Annotated in this window: 23 protein-coding genes and 1 pseudogene; 8 read left to right on the top strand and 16 right to left on the bottom strand. The window is 62.0% G+C overall.

The annotated features are described in order from the left end of the window. Positions 1-331 precede the first annotated feature (331 nt). The gene (locus V5F23_RS11845; protein WP_042730904.1) at positions 332-1,033 is read left to right on the top strand and encodes a cyclase family protein; all 702 of its coding nucleotides are present in this window, start codon (positions 332-334) and stop codon (positions 1,031-1,033) included. Here V5F23_RS11845 and V5F23_RS11840 read toward each other — a convergent pair. The 5 genes from V5F23_RS11840 to V5F23_RS11820 form a co-directional block, all read right to left on the bottom strand. Next, on the bottom strand, positions 1,030-1,722 hold the full coding sequence (locus tag V5F23_RS11840) for a DUF2599 domain-containing protein (protein WP_080922105.1): 693 nt from the start codon (positions 1,720-1,722) through the stop codon (positions 1,030-1,032). The two genes, V5F23_RS11845 and V5F23_RS11840, sit on opposite strands and share 4 nt — an antisense overlap. An 82-nt stretch (positions 1,723-1,804) precedes the next feature. Beyond that, the gene (locus tag V5F23_RS11835) at positions 1,805-3,001 is read right to left on the bottom strand and encodes a halovibrin HvnC (protein WP_338498504.1); all 1,197 of its coding nucleotides are present in this window, start codon (positions 2,999-3,001) and stop codon (positions 1,805-1,807) included. Positions 3,002-3,410: 409 nt separating this feature from the next. After that, positions 3,411-4,238: an amidohydrolase family protein gene (locus V5F23_RS11830; RefSeq protein ID WP_042730905.1), complete on the bottom strand. Its 828-nt coding sequence runs from the start codon at positions 4,236-4,238 to the stop codon at positions 3,411-3,413. Then, positions 4,231-5,517 (bottom strand): MFS transporter, encoded by a 1,287-nt coding sequence (locus V5F23_RS11825; protein WP_042730906.1) that lies wholly within the window; start codon positions 5,515-5,517, stop codon positions 4,231-4,233. Before V5F23_RS11825 ends, V5F23_RS11830 begins: the two co-directional genes overlap by 8 nt. Positions 5,518-5,642: 125 nt before the next feature. Next, positions 5,643-6,374, bottom strand: coding sequence for a GntR family transcriptional regulator (locus V5F23_RS11820; protein WP_042730907.1), 732 nt, complete (start codon positions 6,372-6,374; stop codon positions 5,643-5,645). Between the two features lie 269 nt (positions 6,375-6,643). On the opposite strand from V5F23_RS11820, the gene V5F23_RS11815 reads away from it, so the two are divergent. Next, positions 6,644-8,356, top strand: coding sequence for an amidase (locus V5F23_RS11815; RefSeq protein ID WP_338498500.1), 1,713 nt, complete (start codon positions 6,644-6,646; stop codon positions 8,354-8,356). A gap of 325 nt (positions 8,357-8,681) precedes the next feature. Next, positions 8,682-10,022 carry an OprD family porin gene (locus V5F23_RS11810; RefSeq protein WP_338498498.1) on the top strand — a complete coding sequence of 447 codons (1,341 nt, stop codon included), beginning with the start codon at positions 8,682-8,684 and terminating at the stop codon, positions 10,020-10,022. Between the two features lie 27 nt (positions 10,023-10,049). Here the strand turns inward: V5F23_RS11810 and V5F23_RS11805 are convergent, their stop codons facing one another. Beyond that, positions 10,050-10,550, bottom strand: coding sequence for a GNAT family N-acetyltransferase (locus tag V5F23_RS11805; protein WP_202595577.1), 501 nt, complete (start codon positions 10,548-10,550; stop codon positions 10,050-10,052). Between the two features lie 102 nt (positions 10,551-10,652). Next, positions 10,653-10,826: a DUF488 family protein gene (locus tag V5F23_RS11800; protein ID WP_338498901.1), complete on the bottom strand. Its 174-nt coding sequence runs from the start codon at positions 10,824-10,826 to the stop codon at positions 10,653-10,655. A gap of 23 nt (positions 10,827-10,849) precedes the next feature. On the opposite strand from V5F23_RS11800, the pseudogene V5F23_RS11795 reads away from it, so the two are divergent. Continuing rightward, positions 10,850-11,163 (top strand): annotated as a pseudogene (locus V5F23_RS11795) (OprD family outer membrane porin); the annotation flags it as partial. A 15-nt stretch (positions 11,164-11,178) separates the two neighbouring features. On the opposite strand, the gene V5F23_RS11790 reads toward V5F23_RS11795, so the two are convergent. Continuing rightward, positions 11,179-12,033, bottom strand: a complete 855-nt coding sequence (locus tag V5F23_RS11790) for a LysR substrate-binding domain-containing protein (RefSeq protein ID WP_338498493.1) — start codon at positions 12,031-12,033, stop codon at positions 11,179-11,181. A gap of 74 nt (positions 12,034-12,107) precedes the next feature. On the opposite strand from V5F23_RS11790, the gene V5F23_RS11785 reads away from it, so the two are divergent. Then, positions 12,108-13,046, top strand: coding sequence for a DMT family transporter (locus tag V5F23_RS11785; protein ID WP_080964263.1), 939 nt, complete (start codon positions 12,108-12,110; stop codon positions 13,044-13,046). 9 nt (positions 13,047-13,055) lie between these two features. Here V5F23_RS11785 and V5F23_RS11780 read toward each other — a convergent pair whose 3' ends face one another. Together V5F23_RS11780 and V5F23_RS11775 are read right to left on the bottom strand one after the other, a co-directional pair. Then, entirely contained in the window at positions 13,056-13,604 is a 549-nt protein-coding gene (locus V5F23_RS11780) for a DUF488 domain-containing protein (RefSeq protein ID WP_123578067.1), read from the bottom strand. Between the two features lie 141 nt (positions 13,605-13,745). Continuing rightward, complete coding sequence (locus V5F23_RS11775; RefSeq protein WP_042730696.1) at positions 13,746-14,093, bottom strand: carboxymuconolactone decarboxylase family protein; 348 nt, start codon at positions 14,091-14,093, stop codon at positions 13,746-13,748. Between the two features lie 110 nt (positions 14,094-14,203). Between V5F23_RS11775 and V5F23_RS11770 the strand changes: the two genes are divergently transcribed. Next, the gene (locus V5F23_RS11770) at positions 14,204-15,109 is read left to right on the top strand and encodes an AraC family transcriptional regulator (RefSeq protein ID WP_042730695.1); all 906 of its coding nucleotides are present in this window, start codon (positions 14,204-14,206) and stop codon (positions 15,107-15,109) included. A 16-nt stretch (positions 15,110-15,125) separates the two neighbouring features. On the opposite strand, the gene V5F23_RS11765 is transcribed toward V5F23_RS11770, so the two are convergent. Beyond that, on the bottom strand, positions 15,126-17,180 hold the full coding sequence (locus V5F23_RS11765) for a pyridoxamine 5'-phosphate oxidase family protein (RefSeq protein ID WP_212803697.1): 2,055 nt from the start codon (positions 17,178-17,180) through the stop codon (positions 15,126-15,128). 194 nt (positions 17,181-17,374) lie between these two features. After that, the gene (locus V5F23_RS11760) at positions 17,375-18,985 is read right to left on the bottom strand and encodes a hybrid sensor histidine kinase/response regulator (protein ID WP_338498488.1); all 1,611 of its coding nucleotides are present in this window, start codon (positions 18,983-18,985) and stop codon (positions 17,375-17,377) included. A gap of 103 nt (positions 18,986-19,088) precedes the next feature. Here V5F23_RS11760 and V5F23_RS11755 point away from each other — a divergent pair, with 103 nt between their 5' ends. After that, positions 19,089-19,727, top strand: coding sequence for a response regulator transcription factor (locus tag V5F23_RS11755; protein ID WP_053144985.1), 639 nt, complete (start codon positions 19,089-19,091; stop codon positions 19,725-19,727). Positions 19,728-19,999: 272 nt separating this feature from the next. Here the strand turns inward: V5F23_RS11755 and V5F23_RS11750 are convergent, their stop codons facing one another. The 3 genes from V5F23_RS11750 to V5F23_RS11740 form a co-directional block, all read right to left on the bottom strand. Then, a complete protein-coding gene (locus V5F23_RS11750; protein ID WP_338474650.1) occupies positions 20,000-20,389 on the bottom strand; it encodes a hypothetical protein in 390 nt (129 codons plus the stop codon). A 96-nt stretch (positions 20,390-20,485) separates the two neighbouring features. Next, positions 20,486-21,841 (bottom strand): PAS domain-containing methyl-accepting chemotaxis protein, encoded by a 1,356-nt coding sequence (locus V5F23_RS11745; RefSeq protein ID WP_053144990.1) that lies wholly within the window; start codon positions 21,839-21,841, stop codon positions 20,486-20,488. A gap of 121 nt (positions 21,842-21,962) precedes the next feature. Then, positions 21,963-22,889, bottom strand: a complete 927-nt coding sequence (locus tag V5F23_RS11740; protein WP_042730690.1) for a transcriptional regulator GcvA — start codon at positions 22,887-22,889, stop codon at positions 21,963-21,965. A gap of 140 nt (positions 22,890-23,029) precedes the next feature. Here V5F23_RS11740 and gstA point away from each other — a divergent pair, with 140 nt between their 5' ends. Beyond that, complete coding sequence (gstA, locus tag V5F23_RS11735; protein ID WP_338498480.1) at positions 23,030-23,629, top strand: glutathione transferase GstA; 600 nt, start codon at positions 23,030-23,032, stop codon at positions 23,627-23,629. Position 23,630: 1 nt separating this feature from the next. Here the strand turns inward: gstA and V5F23_RS11730 are convergent, their stop codons facing one another. Continuing rightward, positions 23,631-24,416 carry an EAL domain-containing protein gene (locus tag V5F23_RS11730; protein ID WP_047735471.1) on the bottom strand — a complete coding sequence of 262 codons (786 nt, stop codon included), beginning with the start codon at positions 24,414-24,416 and terminating at the stop codon, positions 23,631-23,633. Positions 24,417-24,526: the final 110 nt, after the last annotated feature.

The following is a 24,526-nucleotide window of genomic DNA, read 5'->3' as shown; positions in this document are numbered from 1 at the left end:
CCGCCGCTGGGCGGTAGCACACAGGCGACTAAACGTGTTCTGAAAGCGACTTGGGCTGGGAAGTCGTCCTGTGCCTACAGGAAAGTCAGATAACCCTTTCAGTGTAGGCGAATACCAGCGAAGGGTTGGACTGACGGGCTGACGGTCGTCCGCCGGGATGGCAGGGAAAACAGGCGCGCCGCAGCACCCCAACATCAGGTTACAAATGAGCGACAAGCGTCGTAGCGATATTCAACCACCACAACACCATGCCATCCCCGTCTGGATCGAGGTGACAACACAGGTTTGGCTGCAACAATATCGCCAGCAATCGCCAGACAGGACGCCCGCCATGCCCAGCATTCATTTCAACCGAATCGTCAACCTCAGCCACCCGATCCATCCCGACATCGCGCTGTGGCCCAATGACCCACCGGTGGTGTTCAAGACCGAGGCTTCGCTGGAAAAGGACGGTTACCACCTGCGCAGTTTCAGCATGGGCGAGCACAGCGCCACCCACATGAATGCGCCGAACAGTTTCGACGCCGGCGCCATGGGCATCGACGGCTACACCGCCGAATCCCTGGTACGGCCCGCCGTGGTGGTGGACCTGGCGAGCCGTGTGGGGGATGAATCCGACTACATCATCGGCATTCAGGACATCGAGCGCTGGGAGCAGGCACATGGCCGGATCCCGGAGGGTTGCGTGGTGCTGTTCCACACCGGTTGGCAGTCGCGCTGGGCGGATCCGCAACGCTTCATCCAGGTTGATGCGCACGGCCCGCACTTCCCGGGCGTCGGCGCCGCCACCAGCCGATTCCTACTGGAGCAACGCGCCATCGCCGGCATCGGCATCGACACCCATGGGGTGGACCCAGGCCAGGAAACCACGTTCACCAGCAACCGAGGGGTGCTGCAACGCGGCGGCATCATCCTCGAATGCCTCGCCCAGCTCGACCAGCTACCGGCCACCGGCTGCACGCTGGTGATTGGCGTGCTGCGCCTGGAGGCCGGGTCTGGCTCGCCGGCCAGTGTGTTGGCGTTTGCGCCCTAGGGGATGGTGAACGTTCGGTACTCAGCCCAATCTGACACCTGCCCACCCGATGTCTGCCTTGCTGTCATCCTGTAAGATCCCGGCGCCAACCCGGCCCCTTCAATGATCCAGTCTCCGCGCCCATCGGCGATTGGTTTGCCAAAACAGTAGCCCGCCCCCTCAAGGCACACATCCACCATCGCGCCCGCAGCGCTTTTTCCCGAAATGGTAAAGGGTGGAGTTACGTGACTGGTCTGCGTCGGGCTCAAAATCAGTGGGGGCGCTGGGTACACCGGTATCGCTCCGCTCCCAGTGCCCACACCATTATTACAGCCATTTTGGATTGAAACCTCATGTGACACATCGGGCCTATAGGGTTCCAGATTCCACGGTGTTTTACTTCGAGCAATCGCCAAGTGACACACCAACTGACGACGCATGCCTCCCCCATCGTGATATTTCCACTGCCAATCGTTACCGAATTTTTGAACCAACTCGGCGTACTCCGCATTGGTCTGGTTGGACTGTATCGCCCGGCCACATTCGGTGGGTATCACAGACAAACTCCATTCGTTTCTTTGCGTTCCCGGATCGTAACGCTCTGACCAGGCCGCTGACTCAATGTATTGTGCACACGCGCCGCCCGCTCCTTGATCAGCACCATAAGCGACCTGGACAACTAACAATAATAAAAGCACATTAACTTTCATCGCCGCGCCCCTGCTTATCCGCTGAGTGCTCTTCTTTTTTCATCGACATCCGGCAGAACAAATTTCCAATTTTTTAAACTAATCAGGGGACCTTTATCGTTCGGTTATTTGCCCACGCCGACACCTGACCATTCGCTGTCTGTCTTGCCGTAAACCTATAGTCCCCAGGGCTTAATTGCGCGCCGTCGATAAACCAATAACCATTTGCGTCAGCGACCACGGGAGCGCCAAAACAATACCCACCGCCCTCCAAACATACGTCGACGGTTGCGCCAGGTGCACTTTTACCGGAAATTCTGAAGGGTGGCGTTACGGTAGCTCCCTCCATCGGGCTCACTATCCAGGGCTGCTCCGAATAGGACGGTGTTGTCCCTTCTCCTGCCATCACTTCCTGATCATTAGGAGCGAAATTGAAAAGCACGTCCTGATCCGCCGTCATGGGTAAACGGACGCTTATGATAGGAACAACGATGCCTCCGCTATCGCTATAGAATTCTTTTTGATTGGTTCGCGCATCCGCCAGGCCGGCAGGATCCGAATAAAAGAAGGCTTGGATGGGTAGCGTGCGAGCGCTGCCCTGGGGCCAGGTAGTGATCTGTAATTCGTTCCACTCATAAAAGCCATTGACTTTCTGCTTGGCTTTGACTGACTCATAGAAAAAAACTGCGCCGTTAGCCGTACCGCTCGCGACATCGAAGCCACACTGTTCCAAGTGGGGATTGCCGCTCACCGATTGGTTCCAGTGATTGGCCCACTGATCTGAATTGGTGATGCCTTGCGATTGGCAGGGTCGACTGACTTCGTAGTATTTGTTTCCCTCTAACGTTATTCGTCCGCACAAGGAATCGCGATGCCAATCCCACGAATCCATCGGGAATGAGCAAACAACGCCAAGCGAAAGCTTATTGGCCGGTGCCAGAAACTTGGGATAAAGAACATAGCCGTTATTGAACCCCCAGGCAAACGTCTGAAACTTGGCATCCGCTCTCAAATAGGAAAACGCCACCCCTCCTCTTTGTTGCGAAGCAGGACTGGGATCCCAAACCCTGTAGTTATTAGACTTTTTGGTCACCCTCAAGACAACGTCACTGCAGAGAAATGCCGGGCGATTATTTGTGCCACAATTCTCAGCCGCATTAGCGTATTGATTACGAATGGCAGCCAATGTCGCCTGCCCCTCGACCCAGGAGTTGCCCGTATTACCCGCAACCCATTGCGCATTCACCTGATAACAAACAGCGAGCAAGCCAAGTCCGGAAAAACAAAGTATCGTTTTCATAAGCGGGCCTCGTTAATGACTCAACGGTGAAGTGCTCACCACCTTGCAAACCAAGCGCCTCATAAACGGTACGAAATTCAATGACTCAACCCCTGCTTATCAGCCCCGACATCAGGCAACAGCTCCATCTAAGCCATATAACGCGATCAGTCTTGAACAGTCATGACACGCCCTGCACTTTGGTAAGCAGCCTATGACAAGCCCAGTAGCCACTCTACTGTCAGATATGACAGCGCTGACGAGCGGAACGATGGTTAGTCGCCATGCTGGCCAGGCAGATCGATTTCGACGCACGGGACCGCTGCCGTCATCTGCGTTTCAAGGCGTTGCTGCTGCCGTGAGAGACGCAACCTTTCCTACGGCAGCCAACTCTATTTGAGCACCTCCTACACGCTACACGCCGGCCGCCTCAAAACTTGAAGAGCGCCTGGGGCGCCTGGACCATCAACGCCTGCATCAACGACGCCGAACATTCCAACCCACGCAACTGTGCGATGACCGTCTCGAAGCCGACATGTTCTTCATGCTGCGTGTGCGGCCAGTCACTGCCCCACACCAGTCGTTGGGGACCGAAACGCTGCTCAAGGACAGCCAATGCCGCCTGGGCGAACTCGAGGTTCTGGCGATCCGTTCCAGCCAATCGATAAATGCCGGACACCTTCATCCACACCTGCCCGCTCGCACCCAGCGCCATCAGCTCAGTGAAGCCCGGTTGACCAAGGCCCTGGCGCGCATCCGGACGGCCGAAATGATCGACCACCAGCCGGATGCCGAGGGGCAACAATTGGCGAATCAATTCCGGCAGGTCTTCGACATGGCGGTGCAACTCGACATGCCAGTCCAGCTCGGCGATGTGAGCGAAAAAGGCCTTCCAGGCAGCCTCGCGAAAATCCGGCAAGGCCTGGCCCATCAGGTTCAGGCGCACGCCGACCACGCCTGCCCGGGCCATGTCTTGCAACTCGGCGCGACTCACGCCCCGCTCCAGCACCACCACCCCGCGCAATTGCTCCGGCGCCTGGCGCAACGCGGCCAGCAGGTAGCGGTTGTCGGTGCCGAGAAAGCTCGGCTGCACCAGGACGCCATGGCTCAGGCCATGAGCGTGCAGGTGGTCGAGGTACTGCGCCAGCGTCGCATCATAGTCGGGTGTGTAGCGCCGCGCGGCAACCAGCGCCAGCTCGCGGCTGAACACATGCGCGTGGGAGTCGATGCCGGTGATCGGCGAACGCGTATCAGGCATGGGCGCTCTCGCTGGGGGTAACGGGATGTTCTGGTTGCTTCGACGCTTCCAGGCTACGGCCACGGGTCTCCGGCAGGCACAGCGCCGCGATCACCGCTACGCCATAGGCGATGCCGGCGTCGATGCCAATGGCCGATCCCAGCGACATCGAATCACTCATGTGCCCGACCAGGAACGGGAACACCGCCGACAGCACGCGGCCGAAGTTGTAGCAGAAGCCGACGCCGGCGCCCCGCACATCCGCCGGGTACAGCTCGTTGAACAGCGCCCCGAGGCTCGCCGGGATGCCGGCCGCGAAGAAGCCCAGGGGGAAGCCCAGGAACAGCATTTGGGTGTTGGTCAGCGGCAAGAATACGTAACACTGTACGGTGACCACGCAACACAGCGCGAACAGCACGATGTTCTTGCGGCGGCCGATGCGATCGATCAACAGGCCGCTGACCACGCAACCGCACCAGAAAGCGAAGATGATCACCGCCAGGTAGCCGCCGGAGTTGAGTACCGACAGGTTGCGCTCGGTCTTGAGGAAGGTCGGCAACCAGGTCATCACCGCGTGATAGCCGCCGTGGGCACCCAGGCCCAGCAGGCCGCCAAACAATGTCACGCGGATCAGCTCCGGCCGGAAGATGCCGCCCAGGGACTTGAAGAAACTCTGCGGGATGGCTTTTTCCTTTTGCAGGCGCTGGAAGCTGTCGGGTTCCTCGACGTTGCGCCGCACCCAGATGATCAGGAACGACGGCAGCAGGCCAACGATGAACATCACTCGCCAGGCCATGTCCTGGGGCACGAACGAGTAGATCAGCGTGAAGACCCCGACGGCCAGGCCCCAACCCACTGCCCAGGCACTCTGTACCGTGCCCATGACCTTGCCGCGATACTTGGGGTTGATGGTCTCGGCCATCAGCACCGCACCGGCGGCCCATTCGCCACCAATGCCGAAACCTTGCAGCGCCTTGACCACCAGCAGTTGATGGAAGCCGGTCACGAACGCCGACAGGAACGTAAAGAAGGAGAACCACAGGATCATCCATTGCAGCGTTCGCACCCGGCCGTAGCGGTCCGACAGCGTGCCGCCGACCCAGCCGCCGAGCGCCGAGGTGACCAGGGTCACGCCGCTGATCAGCCCCGCATCTCCCTTGGACAAGGCAAACGCGGCGATCAGCGCCGGTATCGCCAGGCCAAACATTTGCACTTCCAGCGCGTCGAGCGACCAGCCGCCGAAGCAGGCCCAGAACGTTTTGCGCTCCCGCGCAGTGACTTGGCGATACCAACTGAACATGTTTTTTATCCTTATAGTCGAATCAAAGGCAGCCGAGAGCGAACCGCGCCGCTGCAGGGCCAGTGATGGCAAAAAAACGGAACCGGCGCGGAGCTCGCCGCCGGGCTGTATCAACCCGTCATGGGTCAGCGAATGTCCACGCTGTAGCGGAAATGCTCGGCATGCCCGCGCGAGCGCCGCCATTCCAGCGGCGTGCCGGCGTAGTCACGCGCCAGCCGCTCGATCACCACCACCGGGCTGTTGACCGGCACTTGCAGCAATCGCGCGTGCACGTCGTTCACCGACTCGGCGGTGAGGGTTTCCTGGGCGTAGGCAACCACCTGGCCGCAGGTTTCTTCGTAGATGGGGTACAGCAACGGGCCCTTCTGACTCAGGTCGATTTCGAGCAACGATTGGAACCGGTCGCGCGGCAACCAGATTTCTTCGGCGAGCACCGGCTCGATATCGAGCAGACGCAGGCGGACGATGCGAATCACCGGGGCATCGGCGGGCAGCCCCAGCGCCTGGGCCACCGCCGATGGCGCGGCCACCGGCTCGATGGACAGGATGCGGCTCTCGGGAATCCGACGTTCGCCCGAGGCGCTCTGGAAACGGAAGAAACGAAACAAGGAAGATTGAAACTGTGGCCGGCGAATGAAGGTGCCTCGCCCCTGCTGGCGCTCCAGGATGCCCTCGCTGACCAGGGCATCGATGGCTTTGCGCACGGTGCCGGTGGACAGTTGATACTCCGCCGAGAGCGCGGCCTCCGTGGGGATCGCCTCCCCCGGGCGCCAGCGGTTGTTGGCAATCTGCTCGGCCAACTGGTCGCGCAGGCGTTGATAGAGCGGCAGGCGCACATCACTGGAAAGAGGGTTCATTGACCTTATTCACCTTGTTATCTAGTCATATATATGAATATTGCGGCGAGTATTTCCCTTGCCCGTCCGGCTGTCAAGCCAGACTCGCCAGTGAGACGGACGAATGGCGAGCCAATCCGTGCATAACGACAAGCCCGCTCAATAGACCCGCCGAACGCCACGTAGTACAGTGCGTGAAAACCGATAAATATCCATCTTGAGGAGACTGAAGTGACCCGATTCCAACGTGACGCGACCGGCCTCGCCCGGTCAGTTGGGGTGAGCACCCCATGATCGAAATCACCGAAGTCTCCATTGCCCAACTGCGCGCCGCGCTTGAATCCGGCCAGACGACGGCGGTCGAGTTGGTGCAGGCCTACCTGGCCAGGATCGATGCCTATGATGGTCCGCACACGTCCACGGCCCTCAACGCGGTGGTGGTGCGCAACCCCGAGGCCCTCAAGGAAGCGCAGGCGTCCGATGCGCGCCGGGCCAGCGGCCAGACCCTGGGCCCGCTCGATGGCATCCCTTATACGGCCAAGGACAGTTACCTGGTCAAGGGGCTCACGGCAGCGTCCGGCAGCCCGGCCTTCAAGGACCTGGTGGCCTATCGCGATGCGTTCACCATCGAACGGCTGCGCGCCGCCGGTGCCATCTGCCTGGGCAAGACCAACATGCCCCCCATGGCGAATGGCGGCATGCAGCGTGGCGTGTATGGTCGGGCAGAAAGCCCCTACAACGGCGACTACCTCACCGCGCCTTTTGCCTCGGGCTCCTCCAACGGCGCCGGCACGGCCACTGCGGCCAGCTTCGCGGCCTTCGGCCTGGCGGAGGAAACCTGGTCCAGCGGCCGCGGCCCGGCGTCGAACAACGGCCTGTGCGCCTACACGCCCTCGCGTGGGGTGATCTCGGTTCGCGGCAACTGGCCGCTGACGCCGACCATGGACGTGGTCGTGCCCTTCGCCCGCACGATGGCCGACTTGCTGGAAGTGCTGGACGTCGTGGTGGCAAGCGATCCGGATACCCGTGGCGACCTGTGGCGCCTGCAACCCTGGGTGCCGATTCCGAGTGTCGAGGCGGTTCGCCCCGCCTCTTACCCAAGCCTGGCCAGCCAACCGGGCGCACTCGCCGGCAAGCGTTTCGGCGTACCGCGCATGTACATCAATGCCGATCCCGAAGCGGGTACGGCGGATGCACCGGGTATTGGCGGCCCGACGGGCCAGCGCATCCACACCCGCGCCTCGGTGATCGAGCTCTGGGAAGCGGCGCGCAAGGCCATCCAGGCCCATGGCGGCGAAGTGATCGAGGTGGATTTCCCATTGGTGTCCAACTGCGAGGGCGATCGCCCCGGCGCACCGACCGTGTTCACCCGGGGCCTGGTGTCCAAGGCGTTCCTGCACCATGAGCTGTGGGACTTGTCGGCCTGGGCCTTCGATGATTTCCTGCGGGCCAACGGGGATCCGACACTCAACCGTCTGGCCGACGTCGACGGGCCGAAGATCTTCCCTCACGACCCGGGCACCTTGCCCAACCGCGAGGATGATCTTGCCGCCGGGATGGACGAGTACGTGAAAATGGCCGAGCGCGGCATCACCCCCTGGGACCAGATCCCGACCCTGCCCGACGGCCTGCGCGGCCTCGAAGAAACGCGCCGGATCGACCTCGAAGACTGGATGGACCGGCTGGGCCTGGACGCGGTGACCTTCCCCACCGTTGCCGACGTTGGGCCGGCGGATGCGGATATCAATCCGGTATCTGCCGACATTGCCTGGAGCAACGGCGTCTGGGTTGCCAACGGCAACCTTGCCATCCGCCACCTGGGTGTGCCCACCGTCACCGTGCCGATGGGCGTCATGGCGGACATCGGCATGCCGGTCGGGCTGACGTTTGCCGGTCGAGCCTATGACGATTCGAAGCTGCTGCAACTGGCTTCGGCGTTTGAATCGATCGAGTCCAAACGCCTGATTCCGCCGCGCACACCGCCGTTGTCGACAAACGCCTGAGGCTGTGGGAGCTTGCTCGCGATCGCATCTGCACAGCCGACATCTTGGCAAGCTGTTGGGTCGCTTTCGCGAGCAAGCTCGCTCCCACAAGGATCTGCGGTTGTTCATTGCATTTGCGCACGCACCAAATCCTGTGGGAGCGAGCTTGCTCGCGAAGGCGTCGGCACGGCCAACCTCGATTCAATCCTCAACCGTCTCCTAATTAACAACGTTTAACTCGCCCCTCCCCGCCTCGCCACGAAGAATGACTCCCGCCGTTCGGCCCGGCCTTCCCACCGGAATCAGCCAAGCCGAGGCAAGTCATTTTTCACGCGGGGCATCACCCATGTTGCTTGCATCAAAAAATATCACCGGGCTCAAGCCGGTCTGGCTCCTGGCCTGGTTGGCCGGCGGGGCTGCGCCGGTGATGGCGGCGGGGTCGGGGCAAGAGTCAGCTGGCGTTCTCGACGGCGCCAAGCTGGACGTGCTCAGCCGCAACTTCTACCTCAATAACGACTATCGCTCCGCCAGCCCCTCAGGCAAAAGCTACAAGGCGGAATGGGCCCAGGGATTCATCACGTCTTTCGAGTCCGGTTTCACCGCCGGCACGGTCGGCGTGGGCCTCGATGCCCACGGTTTCCTGGGTCTGAAGCTGGACGGCGGCAAGGGGCACTCCGGCACGGGATTGCTGCCGCTGGATGATGACGGCCGTAGCGAGGACCAGTATTCCAGCGCCGGCGGCGCGCTGAAGTTCAAAACCTCACGTACCACCCTGGCAGTGGGTGAAATGACCGTGGAAACCCCGGTATTCGACACCGCAGACAAACGCCTGCAACCGGAATACGCCACAGGCACGCTACTCACCAGCCACGAGCTCGACGGCATTGACCTGCAAGCGGGCCATTTCAGCGCATTCAAGAACCAGGACGCCTCCACCGGCAGGGGCGACTTTTCCGGTTACGGCGCCACGACCCGTCACAGCACCATCGACTTCATCGGCGCCGACCTGCTGGCCGGACAGCCCCTGGGCGGCGCCCTCTATGCGTCCGAGCTGAGCGATACCTGGCGCCAGTACTACGCCAACCTGCACACCACCTTCGGCGCGCTGTTTGTCGACGGCAACCTGTACCACACCCGCGATGAAGGCCGGGCTGCCGCCGGCGAGATCGACACCACGGCCTATAGCCTGTCCGGTCGGTTTCGACTCAACGCCCAGGCCTTCACCCTGGCCTATCAGAAGATCAATGGCGACACGCCCTTCGATTTCGTCGGCGGCGATTCGATCTACCTGGCCAACTCGATCAAGTACGCCGACTTCAACGGCCCGGGGGAACGCTCCTGGCAAGCACGGTACGACCTCGATCTCGGCGCCCTGGGCATTCCCGGCCTGAGCTTCATGGCCCGCTATGTAACCGGAAGCGGGATAGACGGCAGCCACGCGCCGCAAGGCGGTGCCTACAACCCGTTCGATGCGGACAGCGGCACCTACCGTCCACAACAAGGCGATGGCGGACGCCACTGGGAGCGCGACCTGGACCTGCACTACACCGTGCAATCAGGCCCGGCGAAAGACCTGTCACTGCAACTGTCCCATGTCACCCACCGCGCCAACAGCGCCCAGGCCGGGGATGACATCGACAGGCTGTATGTCGTCATCCAGTACCCGCTCAAGCTGGGGCCGTTTTGACCAGCGGCTCCTCCACAGTCCGATTGTCTAGCCGATGTAAGAAAACACAGCGAATACGGAGCCATTGAACTGGAAGGACTCCACCTCTTTCATGCCCATTTTCAAGTGCGCACGCAACGACGCTTCATTGTCCTTGCGTATGAAAAGGACACCCTCGCGCCCCGGCTCCAGCCGTTGCAGTTCAGCGAACATCTTTTGGGCCAGGCCTTTGCCACGCTCCTGTTCCCCGACACAGATCGGGCCATAGACATAAGCATCCGGGGTTCCAGGGTAGGCGGTAAACATTGCCTGGACAATTGGCAGATCAGCATTCATCGCACGCGGGGTGGTCATCAGGAAACCGGTAATGCGACCGCCCCGGCGCGCGACAATCAGAGGCATTTCCCGCATCATCGCCGCCACGCGGGACCGAGGCAGACTCGCGGAAAGTGAACCGCCGCGGTCCATCTGATTGGCGGCCTGGAGCGCCAGAATGCCGTCCAGGTCGGCTTCATTGGCTCTATCAATAACGATATTGTCATTGGCCATTAGAGGTGTTCCTCTGGTTGTCGGAGTAACTTCTGTCAAGGCGTTGCCTTTAGGCAGGATAGTACTTGTCTCCTATTTGGGAACCTGATGCAGGGTAAGGAGTCATGTTGCAAGATAAGTCAACTTCACCCCGCAGACCTTCGCGGCAGGGTTCAAGACGGCTTTGCTCGCCTTGTCCTTGCCCAGGATATGGATGACTTCAACACCGAGCAGCAGCAGATAATCCGCGATGATCCGCCGATGACAGCGCCACCAGACGGCCTCCGCGCACATGATGACGCAGCGTTGGTGCTGGCTCAGTTCCAGGAGGCGAGCCAGCTTCATGGCCCGTTCTGTGACAGGACGCGGGATAGACGGCAGCCACGCGCCGCAAGGCGGTGCCTACAACCCGTTCGATGCGGACAGCGGCACCTACCGTCCACAACAAGGCGATGGCGGACGCCACTGGGAGCGCGACCTGGACCTGCACTACACCGTGCAATCAGGCCCGGCGAAAGACCTGTCACTGCAACTGTCCCATGTCACCCACCGCGCCAACAGCGCCCAGGCCGGGGATGACATCGACAGGCTGTATGTCGTCATCCAGTACCCGCTCAAGCTGGGGCCGTTTTGAACCACCGCGCCGGGTTCACAGCCGGAAATGCTGCTGCAGGGCCCGGCCGAGCAGGTCAACCGCTTCGTCGGCGTATGAGGCCTGGGACCTGACGAACACCACCTCATAGTCGGCAATGGCAGGCAGGTCGTCGAGGATTCGCATGCTCGGCGTCACCCGCGCGCGGTCTATCAGGCTGATCGCCAGGCCCGCTTCCACACACGCCTTGACGGCCTGGTTGGAGGGGCTTTCGAGGACGATGCGCGTCTTGCGGCCGCTTTGCCTGAGGGACTCGATCATCGCCTGGCGATAAGGGCATTGCGCCGCATGCACGGCCAGCGGCAACGGCTCCATCGAGGCGATCGCCGTCTGGGCCGGACCCACCCAGACCGGCGTGGTGGACACCAGCACCTGCGCCTGGGCATCCGGCTCGCCCTTCGGCTGGGTCACGACCGCGGCCTGAAGCTTGCCGCGCTGCACCAGGTCGCGCAGTGCATAGCTGGGCGCGGTCTTGAGCTCCAGCACTACATTGGGCCAGGCCGAGGCGAAGGTCGGGAGGATGTCGCGAATCAGATGGTCGGCGTATTCGTCCGGCACCCCCAAGGTAATGCGTCCCGCCAGTCGCGTCCCCTGCAGGTCGGCCAGCACTCGATCATGGGTGCGCAGCAGCTCCGTCGTCGCCAGCAGCAGCCGCTTGCCCAGCGTCGTCAGGGAAACGGCCTGATTGTCACGATTGAATAAACGGCCACCGGCAACCGCCTCCAGCCGTTGGATGTGCACGCTCACCGCTGCCGGGCTCTTGTGAAGCAGTTGCGCCGCTGCGTTGAACTTGCCGATCCGCGCCACCGCATGGAACGTGCGGACCAAGTCGATATCGAGTGTGGCTGTCATAGTTCAACCCTTTTGAACAACTGATGCACGATATTTTGATTTATTAGATTACGCCGGTTTCGTAGCCTGGGGCCATGAACTTGCCAAAATCGATGTCCTGCCCTTCTCTCTCACGGCCCGACTGGTGCCAGGCCATTCCATTGCCCCTACTGGAGGCGGCGTTGCTGCTGACCTGGAGTTCCGGCTTCATCGGCGCACGGTTCTCCCTCGACTACGCACCGGCGTTGCTGGTGGTGTTCTGGCGCTGCGTGGTGGTCACTGTCATTCTGTTTCCGTTCGTCATCAGTCAGTTGCGGCGCGCCTCCCCCGGCGTGCTTCTGAAAAATGCCGGCATCGGCCTCCTGGCCATGGCCGGCTACCTGGCCGGTATCGTCCAAGGCATTGCCCTGGGTGTACCCGCAGGCCTGGCCGCCCTGGTGGCCGACCTGTTGCCCATCGGCATGGCCCTGCTGGCGGCCGGCGTGTTGGGGCAACGACTGGCCTGGCCAGTCTGGGCAGGCCTGGTCATCGGGCTGCTAGGCGTGTCCGTGGTCACCCACGGCGCGCTGGCGTGGGGCAACGCGCCGTGGTGGGCCTATAGCCTGCCGCTGCTGGGCATGTTGTCGCTGGCCGTCGCCACCCTGTGGCAGAAGCGCCTTCCCGCGTCCGATTCACTGGGCCTGCTGCCTAACCTGTGGCTGCAATGTTGCGTCTCAGGCGTGGCCTTCGCCGGCCTTGCGGGCGCCCAGGGCAGCCTGGCCCCGATTCCCAGCGCAGGGTTTGCCATGAGCGTGCTGTGGACCGCCGGGTTGTCCACCCTGGGCGGCTATGGGTTGTATTGGCTGTGCCTGCGCCGCGCGACCGCCACTCGGGTCGCCAGCGTGCTTTACCTCAGCCCACCCATCACCCTGCTGTGGGCCTGGGCCATGTTCGGCGAGCCGCTTTCCTGGCAAATGGTGTCTGGCCTGGCTGTGTCCGCCTTGGGACTCTGGCTGGTGGTGCGCACGGAAGCGCGGCAGGCCCGGCGCCGATAGCGACCGCTCTCAGGCGCCCGAAGTTGTCACCGCAGGGTAATGCAGTGTCGTGCCGCAGACCTTCGCGGCTGGGTTCAAGACGGCTTTGTTTGCCTTGTCCTTGTCCAGGATATGGATGACTTCAACTCCGCGCAGCAGCAGATAATCCGCGATGATCCGCCGATGGCAGCGCCACCAGACAGCCTCCGCGCACATGATGACGCAGCGTTGGTGCTGGCTCAGGTCCAGGAGGCGAACCAGCCCGCGCTCGAACTCGTCCGAGAGCGCGTAATCGGCATAGTTGTGGAAGCTGCGATTGTCCCAGAACCCATTGACCTCATCGGCAACGGTCCTGGACTTCTTGCGCAAGCCACCCAACTGCTCGATCTGCTCGTGACGCAGACCCACTTCGGTCAGCCGTTGGGGAAAAGTATCCAGGTTGTATTGCGGGTTGGTGCGTGAGCGTGGAACCGTCCTGACGTCGACCACGGTCTCGATTGCAAACCCTTTGACGATGTCCACGAACTGGTCGAAGGTCCGGGTGGAATGACCGATCGTGTAGATGCTTGAATGCTCCATCAGTGAAAACCCGACGCTGATCCTGGTATTCGCATTAGGTCCGCCGTTCCGGCAAAGGTTTCTTGATCGTTTCACCGTGGCGAGGGCGCCGGCGCTCGCTGGACTGCGTGGCCTTCGCCACGGTGAAGGTGGGACCAGTGATCACGCCGGGGCTTTGAGCGTGTCGTAGGCTTCCAGCGTGCGCAGCGAATAGATGTACGCAGCGCCGGCGTTCAACGAGATCGCCGTGGCCAGGGCTGCGCTGACCTCTTCGCGGTTTGCGCCGGCCTTGATCGCCGCGTCGGTGTGGGCGGCGATACATCCGTCGCAACGGGTGGTGACGGCGACCGCGATGGCGATCAGCTCGCGGGTCTTGGCATCGAGTACGTTGTTTTCACTGGCGGCCTCCCCCAAGGCCATGTAGGCCTTGACCATTTTCGGGTTGCTGCGGCCCAGCGCGCCGAAGGCTTTTTGAAGGGTGGGCAATAATTCGGACCAGTTATGGAACATGGCATTAACTCCTGAGTGGGTTGGGTGTACTGTTTCAACGCCTTCAGTTTTCCATCCCTGCGCCGGTCGGGTTTGTCCAATGCTCTCAGCGTTTTTCGCGAAAATCTCAAATGCATGCCATCGATAAACTCATCAGCCTGGCCAACGTACGCGGCAGCCTGGACCTGCGCTGCCAGTTCGACGGTGACTGGGCCCTGGATCACGCGCAGCAAGCGTTGGGCAAGGCGCCCTATCACATCGTGCTGGCCGGTGAATGTCGGGTGGAGTTTCCGGATGGGCAGCGCTTGCCCATGCGCGCCGGCGATATCCTGCTGCTGCCGCGCGGTGCCCGGCACGTCATGCACAGCCCCGGTAAAACCGTGGCGCCGGTCACGCCCACTCAAGTGATGGGCGGCACCTTGCCGATTCATCGCATCGGCGGTGCCAGCGTTGAGCTGGACATGCTCTGCGGCGACTTCCACTTCAACCGCGCCTCGCTGCTGTTCGCCGCCTTGCCCGACTACCTGGTGATTCCCAGCGGCGCACTGCCCGCCGGCGGCCCGCTGCCGGCGCTGGTCGAAGTGATGCGAGGGGAAGCGGACGGCAACCAGGTCGGCGCGGGGTTTCTGCTCGACGCCCTGTCCCAGGCGCTGTTCACCCTGATCCTTCGAGCACACCTGGCCAGCCAGGGGCAGGACAGCGGCTCGTTGGCCTTGCTGGGCGACAAGCGTCTGGGCCGGGCCTGGCAGGCGATGCTGGATGATCTCGCGCACCCGTGGACCATCGAAAGCCTGGCGCAGATCGCGAACATGTCCCGGGCGAACTTCATGCGCGCGTTCGTCAGAGTCGCCGGCGTCTCGCCCTGGGTGCTGCTGACGCACATGCGCATGGAGCAGGCGTTCAATCTCCTGCACCAGTCACACCTGGGGTTGAGTGACATCGCGTTACAGGTCGGCTACCAATCCCAGGCCGCGTTCAGCAAGAAATTCAAGGAGCTCCATGGCCAAGCCCCCGGCAAAGTGCGACGCGGGCTCTAGCTGAGCGGGCGCCGGTTCAGATCTCCAGCACCAGGGGTTCACTGCCTTGGGCCGGCACCGCGCAACAGATCAGCACTTCGCCTTCGCCAACCGGTTCGGCCGGCGGAGTCAGGTAGTGCACCTGGCCCTGGCTCAGGCGAGTCTTGCAGGTGCCACAGGAACCGCCACGGCAGCTGAATTCCGGCTCCAGTCCTCGCGCCTCGGCCAGTTCGAGCAAGGTCCCGCTGCCCGGTTCCCAACGCCCTTCCTTGGCCGAACCGGCGAACAGGATCTTCACCGGCTCGGTCGCCGCCGGCACTTGCTGCGCCGCCGGGAGACGGACCTCGACGTCCCGCACCAGGGTGGACGGGCCGAAGGTTTCGGCATGGATGCGATCGTCCGGAATGCGCAGGCCGCGCAGGCCATCGTACAGCGCCTGGGTAAAGCTGCCTGGCCCGCACAGGTAGTAGTCGTAGTCATTCAACGGCAGCCACTTCTTGAGCAGCTCGATATCGATCCGACCCGGCAGGTCGTAGGCTTCGTTCGCGCCCGCCTCCACAGGCGGCTGGCTGACCATGCGCAGCACTTGCACCTTGTCGCCGGCACGCGCCACCAGTGCATCGATCTCATCACGAAACGCCAGTTCAGCCACCGTCCGCGCGCTTTGCACCAACCAGACCGGGCGCAGGCGGTTGATGCGCAGCCCTTGGTAAACCACTTCGCGCAACATCGACAACAGCGGCGTGATGCCAACGCCGGCCGCCAGCAACACCATGGGGCGCCGTTCGGTCGGTTGCACAGTGAAATGCCCCTGGGGGGCGCGCGCCTCGATCGTGTGCAGTGGCAGGACCTGATCATGCAGGTGGGACGACACCGAGCCATCGCGCTTGACGCTGATGCGCAGAAAATCATCCGACGGCGCACTGGACACGCTGTAGGTTCGAATCGACGGGGCTTTGTGCCCAGGCAACGAGACCCGCACCGGCAGATGTTGCCCGGCTTCGAACCGCGGCATACCGACCCCGTCGCTCGCTTGCAGGTAGAACGAGCGAATGCCGGGGCTCTCCTCCACCACCCGCGTGACCTGCAGCGAACGCCAGTGAGTCCGCAAGGCCTCGGCCTGCAAACGCTCGGTGGCATGCTCCCAACTGCCGGTCATCCGCGAATTGGGCGATTCCCCTTCGGCTTTATCTTTCCAGCGCAATGGGAGTGCGGCCGGCCGGTGGACGATGCGCTGGGGCGTAAAGCGCAACAAGCGCTCGGCGCCCTGGAACGCGGCGATCTCGGGATCGTCCAGCACCACCTGCGCCGTGCCGCTCATCTGCAGCAGGTCGCCCGTCTGGACATCGACGAACACCAGCCCGGCCCGAGGGTTGAGCAGGATATTGCCCAAGGTATTGAAGAACAGGTTTCCGGAAAAGTCAGGCACCGTCAGTGTCCCGTCCTCATCCATGCGCACGAACCCCGGTTTACCGCCGCGGTGGGAGGCATCGACCTGCCGCTCGCCATCGCGCACCACGTAGGAGGCGATGTAGAACGAATCGGCGGTCGTCACCAGGCGCCGCACCAGGGGGTCCGCCACGGTCAACTCGCGGGGTGCGCCGGCCTGCTCCTCGACAAAGGCATACTCGCGCAGGTTGATGTAACGCGGGCAGTTGCCATAGGCCTGGCGCACCGAAATTTCGAGCCCCTGCTCAAGCTGGCGCCGCACGACCCCATTCATGCGGTTACGCCGCCGGGTGTGCAATTCGATGCCCAGCATGCCGATGGCGTCCCCTTCGCCCAGGCCTTCCTGGGCCGGGTCATCGGCTTGCGGTTGGACATTGATGTGCAGGGTTTGCGGATCGGGCGAGTTCATGAAACCGGGCCGCCCCGCACGCAGGGTCGCCCAGACATCGCCCTGGCGATCCACCGCTCCGAGCACCACGAACGGCAACTGGGCGTAGAACTCACGATGCTGATCCGGCATCCAGGTCCGCGCCAACTGACGCTGGCCAACACCGGCCATCATGTCCACCGCGCCCACCGAGCGCTGCAAAGTCAGCTCTCCTTCGTGCCAGGGCGAGGGTTGTACGGTCGTGGCTTCGTCCATCATCAGCTCCTCGCGCCCGCAGCGTAAAGCCGCGCCATGGCGCCTTGGTCAGGGATACTCCGCCACACCTGTGGCCAGGCGTGCAGGTCAGTGGCGTCATCTTCTGCCCAAAGCGCCGGTACAGGAATACGCACACGCTGCAATCCACTCTTTCACACAGTGCAAGGGTGATGGGGCCGTGCCGGTCCACGGCGTCATACCCTGAGGCTGGCGAAATGCTTGGTCAGCTCCATCAAGGTCGCCCGCAGCTCCGGGGGGCGCACGGGCTTGGCCAGGATCGAGATGTTCATGTGGTGCAACGCATGGCGGATCCGTTCGATGTCGTGGCCGGTCATGATCATCGCCGGGACCTCCCAGCCACGTTGCTCGCGGATCGCCGCGATGCACTCGGAACCCGAGACCTTCGTCCCGAGGTCGAAGTCGGCAATGATGATGTCGCAGTCGCTGGTCACGCCCACCCCGTCGCTGTGGGTCTCGACTTCGCAACCCCACTTTTCCAGCAGCGCCGAGGTCGCCATCAGCACGTTGGCGTCATCCTCCACCAGGCACACCCGCAAGCCCTGCAAGCGGCTCTGCGTGGGCGGCGTACGCGCAAGCGCCGCCCGGGGCGCGACCTTTTCCAGGCCTTCGATGGCGGCGCAGGTTCCCCTGCCGACCCTGGAATCGAGCCGGATCTGCAGGTTGATCAGATGGCTGATGCGCTTGACGATCGACAACCCCAGGCCCAGCCCCTCGACGTCCTTGTCGCGGACGTGACGCACCCGGTAGAACTCCTTGAACACTTCGGGCAGATGTTCGGCGGCAATGCCGCGCCCCTTGTCGTAGATGACGATGGCCAGGCCATTGCCCCTGGGCCGCACGCCAATCAGCACCGGTTTGCCGGGGGCGTACTTCAGCGTATTGGAAATCAGGTTCTGCACCATGGTCGCCAACAGGCCGGCATTGACGTTGACCCACTGGTGGCAGGGCCGCAGGCGCAACTCGACACCGGCCCAGCGCGCCGCCTCGGTGTTCTGCTTGACCACATCCTGCAGCAGCGCGCCCAGGTGCACGGGCTCCGATTGCGGCTCCAGTTGCCCGTTGTCGAGGGTGTAGATGTCCAGGATCGAGCGAAACAGTTGCGACACGATGTGCAATGAGCGGTCGATGTTATCGACCAGCCGCAGTTCTTCCTGGCCCAGCCGGGCATCGCGCAGGCATGCGGTGAACAACCCGATGGAGTGAATCGGCTGGCGCAGGTCATGGCTGGCCTGGGCCAGGAAGCGCGACTTTTCCTGGTTCGCGGCAATCGCTTCTTCCGAGGCAATGCGGGTCCGGGTCAACAGGATGTGCGCATAGGCCGGCACGACGACGGTGGTGACGATCAGCATCAGGAACATGTAGGGCTGGCCCCGCCAGAACGGCGTGAGCAGGAAGATCATGACCAGCATCCCGAGGGCAATCAGTGTGGCGGCCGCCAGATAACGCGAACCGAAGCGCATGCCATTGCCCAGGGTGACCCAGAGTAATGCCGCATACACCGGCAGCGCGCCTTCGCCCCCGACGATCATGGCAAACGAGATACCCGAGTAGTCGTGTGCCATGGCAAAGAGCCGACGCAGGAAAAAATGCCCCGGCCAACGCTTTATGGCCATGCGCAACGGGACTGCGACGCTGATGAAAAAGGCCATGTACCACATGATCGGGATATACGTGGCAAAGTCACTGGAAGGCAGGCACGCCACCACGATGATGTAGAGCGAAGCGCAGGTGCTGACCGTCAACCTCAAAGTGGCCTGGTCCAGCTCGCTATTCTTTTCTGTCATGGTCACAGGATTTTCCCAACATGAAAGGTTGTTTCAAACTTGAAACCCAAGGGGGCCGTTTAGGTTACGATGCGCTGACTTGAAGGTCAGGAGGATCTGGAGCATGACGTGCAGAGTAATTGTGGCCGATGACCATCCTTTGTTTCGCGAGGGCATGCTGCGGACCGTCGAACGATTGATACCGACGGCCACCATCGAACAGGCCGGCAATCTGGACGAAGTATTGGCCCTGGCGCGCGCCGGGCTGGAAGTGGACACCCTGATACTCGACCTGCGCTTTCCCGGTATCACGTCGCTGCAAGTCATCGGCCAATTGCGCAGTGAATTCAAGCGCACCTCGATCATTGTGGTTTCAATGGTGGATGACGTGGATGTCATTACCCAGGTCATGTCGCTGGGGGCTGACGGTTTCATCGGCAAGAACATCGACCCCGCCGGCATCGCCGACGCCATCATGGCCATCCGCGAAGGCGAAGTGGTGGTGAAATACCAGGCTGAAAACTCGGTGCTGGACGATGCACTGGCCCAACTGACCGCACGCCAGCGGGAAGTGCTTGGCTTGATCGCGGCCGGCAAGACCAACAAGGAAATCGCCCGAGACCTGGGCATCTCGCCCTTCACTGTACGCATCCATGTCTCCAGCCTGCTCAAATCCCTGGGCGTGCCTACCCGTGCGGCGGCAGCGGCACAATTCTCCAGTTTCCCCGTCAACGGCGGATGGCCAGTCAACTCACAGAGTTGAACCCGACACCGGTAGACCGACGGTGGGATTTATCCTCCCTGCCAGCGCGCCATGCCATAGAACACTTGTACTATAGCCGCGTCCTACCCTCCCCTCCTAAGCTGTGAGCGCCCCTGAAAGGTGGCTGGAACAGCCAAGTCTGCAACCACCAACACTCCCGACTGCGCGCCGAAACACCAGGGTGCATGGATCGTATCGAACAGAGACATCCAATGGCCTGTCCGAACGCCGGGCATCGCCTCAACCGAGGGCGCTCCAATAGCCGGCCTCGCTCACTCCTTCCAGGTACCGCCACTCACGGTGCACCCCTTGCGGGTGCTCTCCAGCAGGTCAGCCGTGCGCTTGTAGTAATAGAAATCCACCCCCTGTCCGTTGACGTTCAGGCAGGTGGCCTGGGGGTTTGGCGGGCAGGTTTGCGAATAGGTAATCCGGCCCGCCTCTCCACCCAGGGCGACCGGCATGTTGGCATAGGCTTCACAGCTTGAACGGAACTTGGCCACCGGCTGCTCATCACTGGCCTGCACGCAGTCCTTGGCCTCGATATGCTGGCCCATGACCGTCATCTCACCTTCCATCGTGCAGGCCTGGCTACCGGCATGGGCCACTGAAACACACAGCAGCGTGGCACTGATCACACTGCAAAAACGAACGATTCCGTTCATGTACTCTCCCGAGATCCTGGATGGTCACAAGCGCCAAAGTATCCAGGCTCGGGGGTTCATTCTGAATAGCACAGATGGGCTAGTGGCCTGTGTGGCTCAACCCACCCAGCCGATGGCCGTCTTGGGAATGACCTCGGACTCGTCGAGCTTGGAGGCGAACATGCTCACCGCCTCAAGCGCATCGGTGGTGCCGGCCCGGATCTGGACGATGACCGAGCCGGCCTGGTCCGCCAGCGTAACCCCGCGCAAGGCCCCCTCGTGGGTCTCGTTCATGCTGGTCACCGCGTCACGGGTTTCGGACAGTATCTTGCCGATCATCTCGGCGATCTCCGACGTCGAGCGGCTGGTACGCCCGGCCAGTTGCCGGACTTCGTCGGCCACCACCGCGAACCCCCGACCCTGGTCACCGGCCCGTGCAGCCTCGATGGCGGCATTGAGGGCCAGCAGGTTGGTCTGGTCGGCAATGCCGCGGATGGTGTTGACGATCGCCGTGATTTCTTCCGAACGCGCGCCCAATTGACCGACCAGGCGCGCGGAAGCGCCGATGTTGTCGGCGATCTCGCGCATTTCCTTGGCTGTCTGATGGATGACCTGGGCCCCCTGCTCCGCGACGCGCTCGGTCTCGGCAGAGATGTGATAGGCACGGGAGGCGCCGCGCGAGTCCTCTTCGAACTTCTCCACCCGCTCGCTGATATTGCTGGCGAACTTGACGATCTTGCTCAACTTGCCTTCGGCGTCATACACCGGGTTATAGCTGGCTTCCAGCCAGACCACCTTGCCGTGCTTGCCCAGGCGCTTGAACTGGCCGCTGAAGAATTCACCGGCGTTCAGGCGTCGCCAGAAATCACTGTATTCGGCGCTGTTGACCAGGTCCGAGTCGCAAAACATCCGATGGTGCTTACCTTTCAGCTCGCCCAGTGAGTAATTCATGACGTGCAAAAAATTGTCGTTGGCGGTCAGGATATTGCCGCCCAGGTCGAACTCGATCACCGCCATGGCTCGGTCGAGCGCGGCCAGCCGGCCACGGGTTTCCGCCTCGCTCGCGACCTTGGCCGTGACATCGAGTGCATACTTGACCACTTTGACGACGCGGCCCTGTTCGTCGACGACCGGGTTGTAGCTGGCTTCCAGCCAGATGTTCTGGCCCTGCCCACCGCGACGTTGGAACGTACCGGAAACAAACTGACCAGAGCGCAGCTGGTTCCAGAATTCGCGGTACTCGGCACTACCGGCCAGCGCCGGGGTACAGAAATCGCGGTGCGAGAGCCCTGCCAGTTGGTCGGCACGGTAGCCCATCGTCTTCAGGAAATTCTCGTTCGCACGAAGGACTTTGCCATCGGGACTGAACTCGATCACGGCCATCGACCGTTCAAGCGCGCCGACTAATCCCTTGTATGTTGCCAGTTCGGCCGTCCTGGCCGACAGTTCACTTTTCAGTGCTGTGTTAAACATGGCATACCCTCTGCGAACCCGAAAATTTTATTGGACTTCAAAAGGGCTATCGACTCGCGGATCAGGGGCTTTATACACCGCAACACAATTATGTTTTGACGTCAGAAAAACACTGGCCGTGTCACCCGCCCAAATCACTGAATGCAGGTCTGTCGGGGCCTCTGACCTGCTCCAGCAGCCAGGTCCTAAACGCCTGCACCGTTTGGGTCCCGGCCGTTTCATGGGGGCTCACGAGATAGAAACCGAAATCGGATTTTAACTTCAGGTCAAAGGGCACTACCAAGCGCCCGGCCTTGAGGTCGTCCTCGACGTACGTCGAGCGCCCGATGCACACCCCCAAGCCATCCACCGCAGCTTGCACCGCCATCATCGCCAGGTCGAATGTCAGGCGTGAGCCCTCGGCAAGCCGCGCCGGCTGGGCGGCGGCCTCCAGCCAGGCGTTCCAGTCGCCCTGGGTCTGCCCACTGACCTGCAACAAGGTATGGCTGGCCAGATCGCCCGGGTTGCGCAAGGCGCCGGAGCCCTCCAGCAACCGCGGGCTGCACACCGGGAAGATCTCGTCGCACATCAGCCAGTCGGCCCGCAGTCCCTGCCAGTCACCGGCCCCATAGCGGATAGCAGCATCAATGCCCGTTTTGCGAAAGTCCACCAACTCGGTGGACGCAGTGATACGCACATCGATGCCGGGAAACGCCTGCTGGAACGACGCCAATCGCGGCAACAGCCACTTGGAAGCAAATGAAACCAGGGTGCTGATCGTCAGCACGCTGTGATTGCGCGTCTCCAGCAGGGCCTCGGTGCAATGGCGCAGCTCGTGGAACGCCGAACGAATGCCGGGAAAGTAAGCCTGGCCCTCACGGCTCAGGGCCAGCCCGTCCTTGAGCCGCAGGAACAAACGCACGCCCAACTCCTCTTCGAGCCGCCGGATCTGATGGCTGACGGCGGTCTGTGTCACGTTCAGCTCTTCGGCAGCCTTGGTAAAGCTCATGTGCCTGGCGGCCGATTCGAACGCCTTCAGGCCATTGAGGGAGGGAATTCTGCTGATCATGGGGCGACACGATGCTCATGAGATTTTGTCATACGCTAGCACCGCAAATGTCCTTTGAACATGTTGCCGTTGCCAGGGATTCTAGGGACGCACGCCAAGGCAATCGCCCCAGCGAACCTCCACCGTCCCTTAGGAACACCATGAAACTGTACTTTGCCCCCATGACCTGTTCATTGTCCCCGCACATCGTCCTGCGGGAACTGGGCCTGCCATTCGAGTTGGTCCGGGTCGACAACCAGACCAAGCGCACCGCCGACGGGCTGGACTTCCTGAGCATCAATCCCAAGGGCTATGTCGCGGCCCTGGCGCTGGATGACGGCAACGTGTTGACCGAAGGACCGGCCATCGTCCAGTACCTGGCCGACCAAGTCCCGGGCAACTCCCTTGCGCCGGCCAATGGCACCTGGGAACGGGTGCGCTTGCAGGAGTGGCTGAATTTCATTGCCACCGAGATCCACAGCGGTTGCGCGCCACTGTTCAACGCCGGCATGGCCGCCTCGGCCAAGGTCATCTTCCGGGAAAAACTGTCCAGGCGTTTCGACTACCTGAACCGGGCTCTCGAACAACAGGCGTACCTGATGGGCCGCTTCGGCTTGGCCGACAGCTATCTGTTCAGCGTACTCAAATGGTTGCCACGGCTCGGCATCGAGATCAGCAACTGGCCGGCGCTGATGGCGTTCATGGAGCGTATCGAAGCACGCCCCTGCGTCCAGGCGGCCATGACCGCCGAAGCAGCCTGACCTACGTCACATCGAAACGGCAGGTGGGCAGGCGCCCTATTTCCGGCCGCGCGTACAGGTAGCCTTGCATCAGCTCGATGCCCAGCCCCACCAGCGCGGCGCTTTCCCCTGGGGTCTCGACCCCTTCGGCAATGACCAGGATCCCCAGGCGCCTGGCCACCAGGAGAATCCCTTCGACAATGGCCTGTTTCACCGGATCCTGGTCGATACCACGGGTCAACGCCATATCGATCTTCAGCACCTGCGGCTGGAACATCGCCAACAGGTTGAGACCCGAATAGCCGGAGCCGAAATCATCGATCGCGGTAGTGAACCCCTGGCGCTCGTATTCGGTGAAGATCGACTTGAGGTGGTCAGGGTCGTCGACTTTCTCGCCCTCGGTGACTTCGAACATCAACCGATCCAATGGAAAATTGGCCAGGCGCGCCGCCTCCAGCGTAGCCCGGATGCAGGTCTCGGCCCGATACACGGCGTTGGGCAGGAAGTTGATGCTCAGCAGGCATCGAGGGAGGTCCAGAAGGCCCAACCGGGTAGCCTCTTCGATCGCCTTCACGCGACATGCCTGGTCGAACCGGTAGCGGTTGCCGTCATTCACCTGCCCCAGGATGTCGCTCGCCGATTCACCGTTGATCCCTCTGACCAGTGCTTCATAGGCAAACGCAGCGCCGGTTCGCAGATTGAAGATCGGCTGGAACGCCATGGTGAAATCGAACCCGAGCGCCTCATGGTCGCGGCACTCGGCACAGCCAAGGGACTTGAAGGTTTGACGGGGGGAGTGTTCGGTCATGATCGATATTCCGTTGCGTTGACGGTACGTCCCTGCCGGTGCAAAGACTCTAGTCAGCCCTCCCTGAATCGGCAAAGGCCTGGCTTTCTGGAGCGCCGTCGATCACCGGC

This window comes from Pseudomonas sp. WP18 (assembly GCF_036689585.1).
In the GTDB taxonomy this organism is placed as follows: Bacteria; Pseudomonadota; Gammaproteobacteria; order Pseudomonadales; family Pseudomonadaceae; genus Aquipseudomonas; species Aquipseudomonas chlororaphis_E.
Note: the sequence above shows the minus strand (reverse complement) of the source record. Positions and strands in the feature narration are given on the sequence as shown.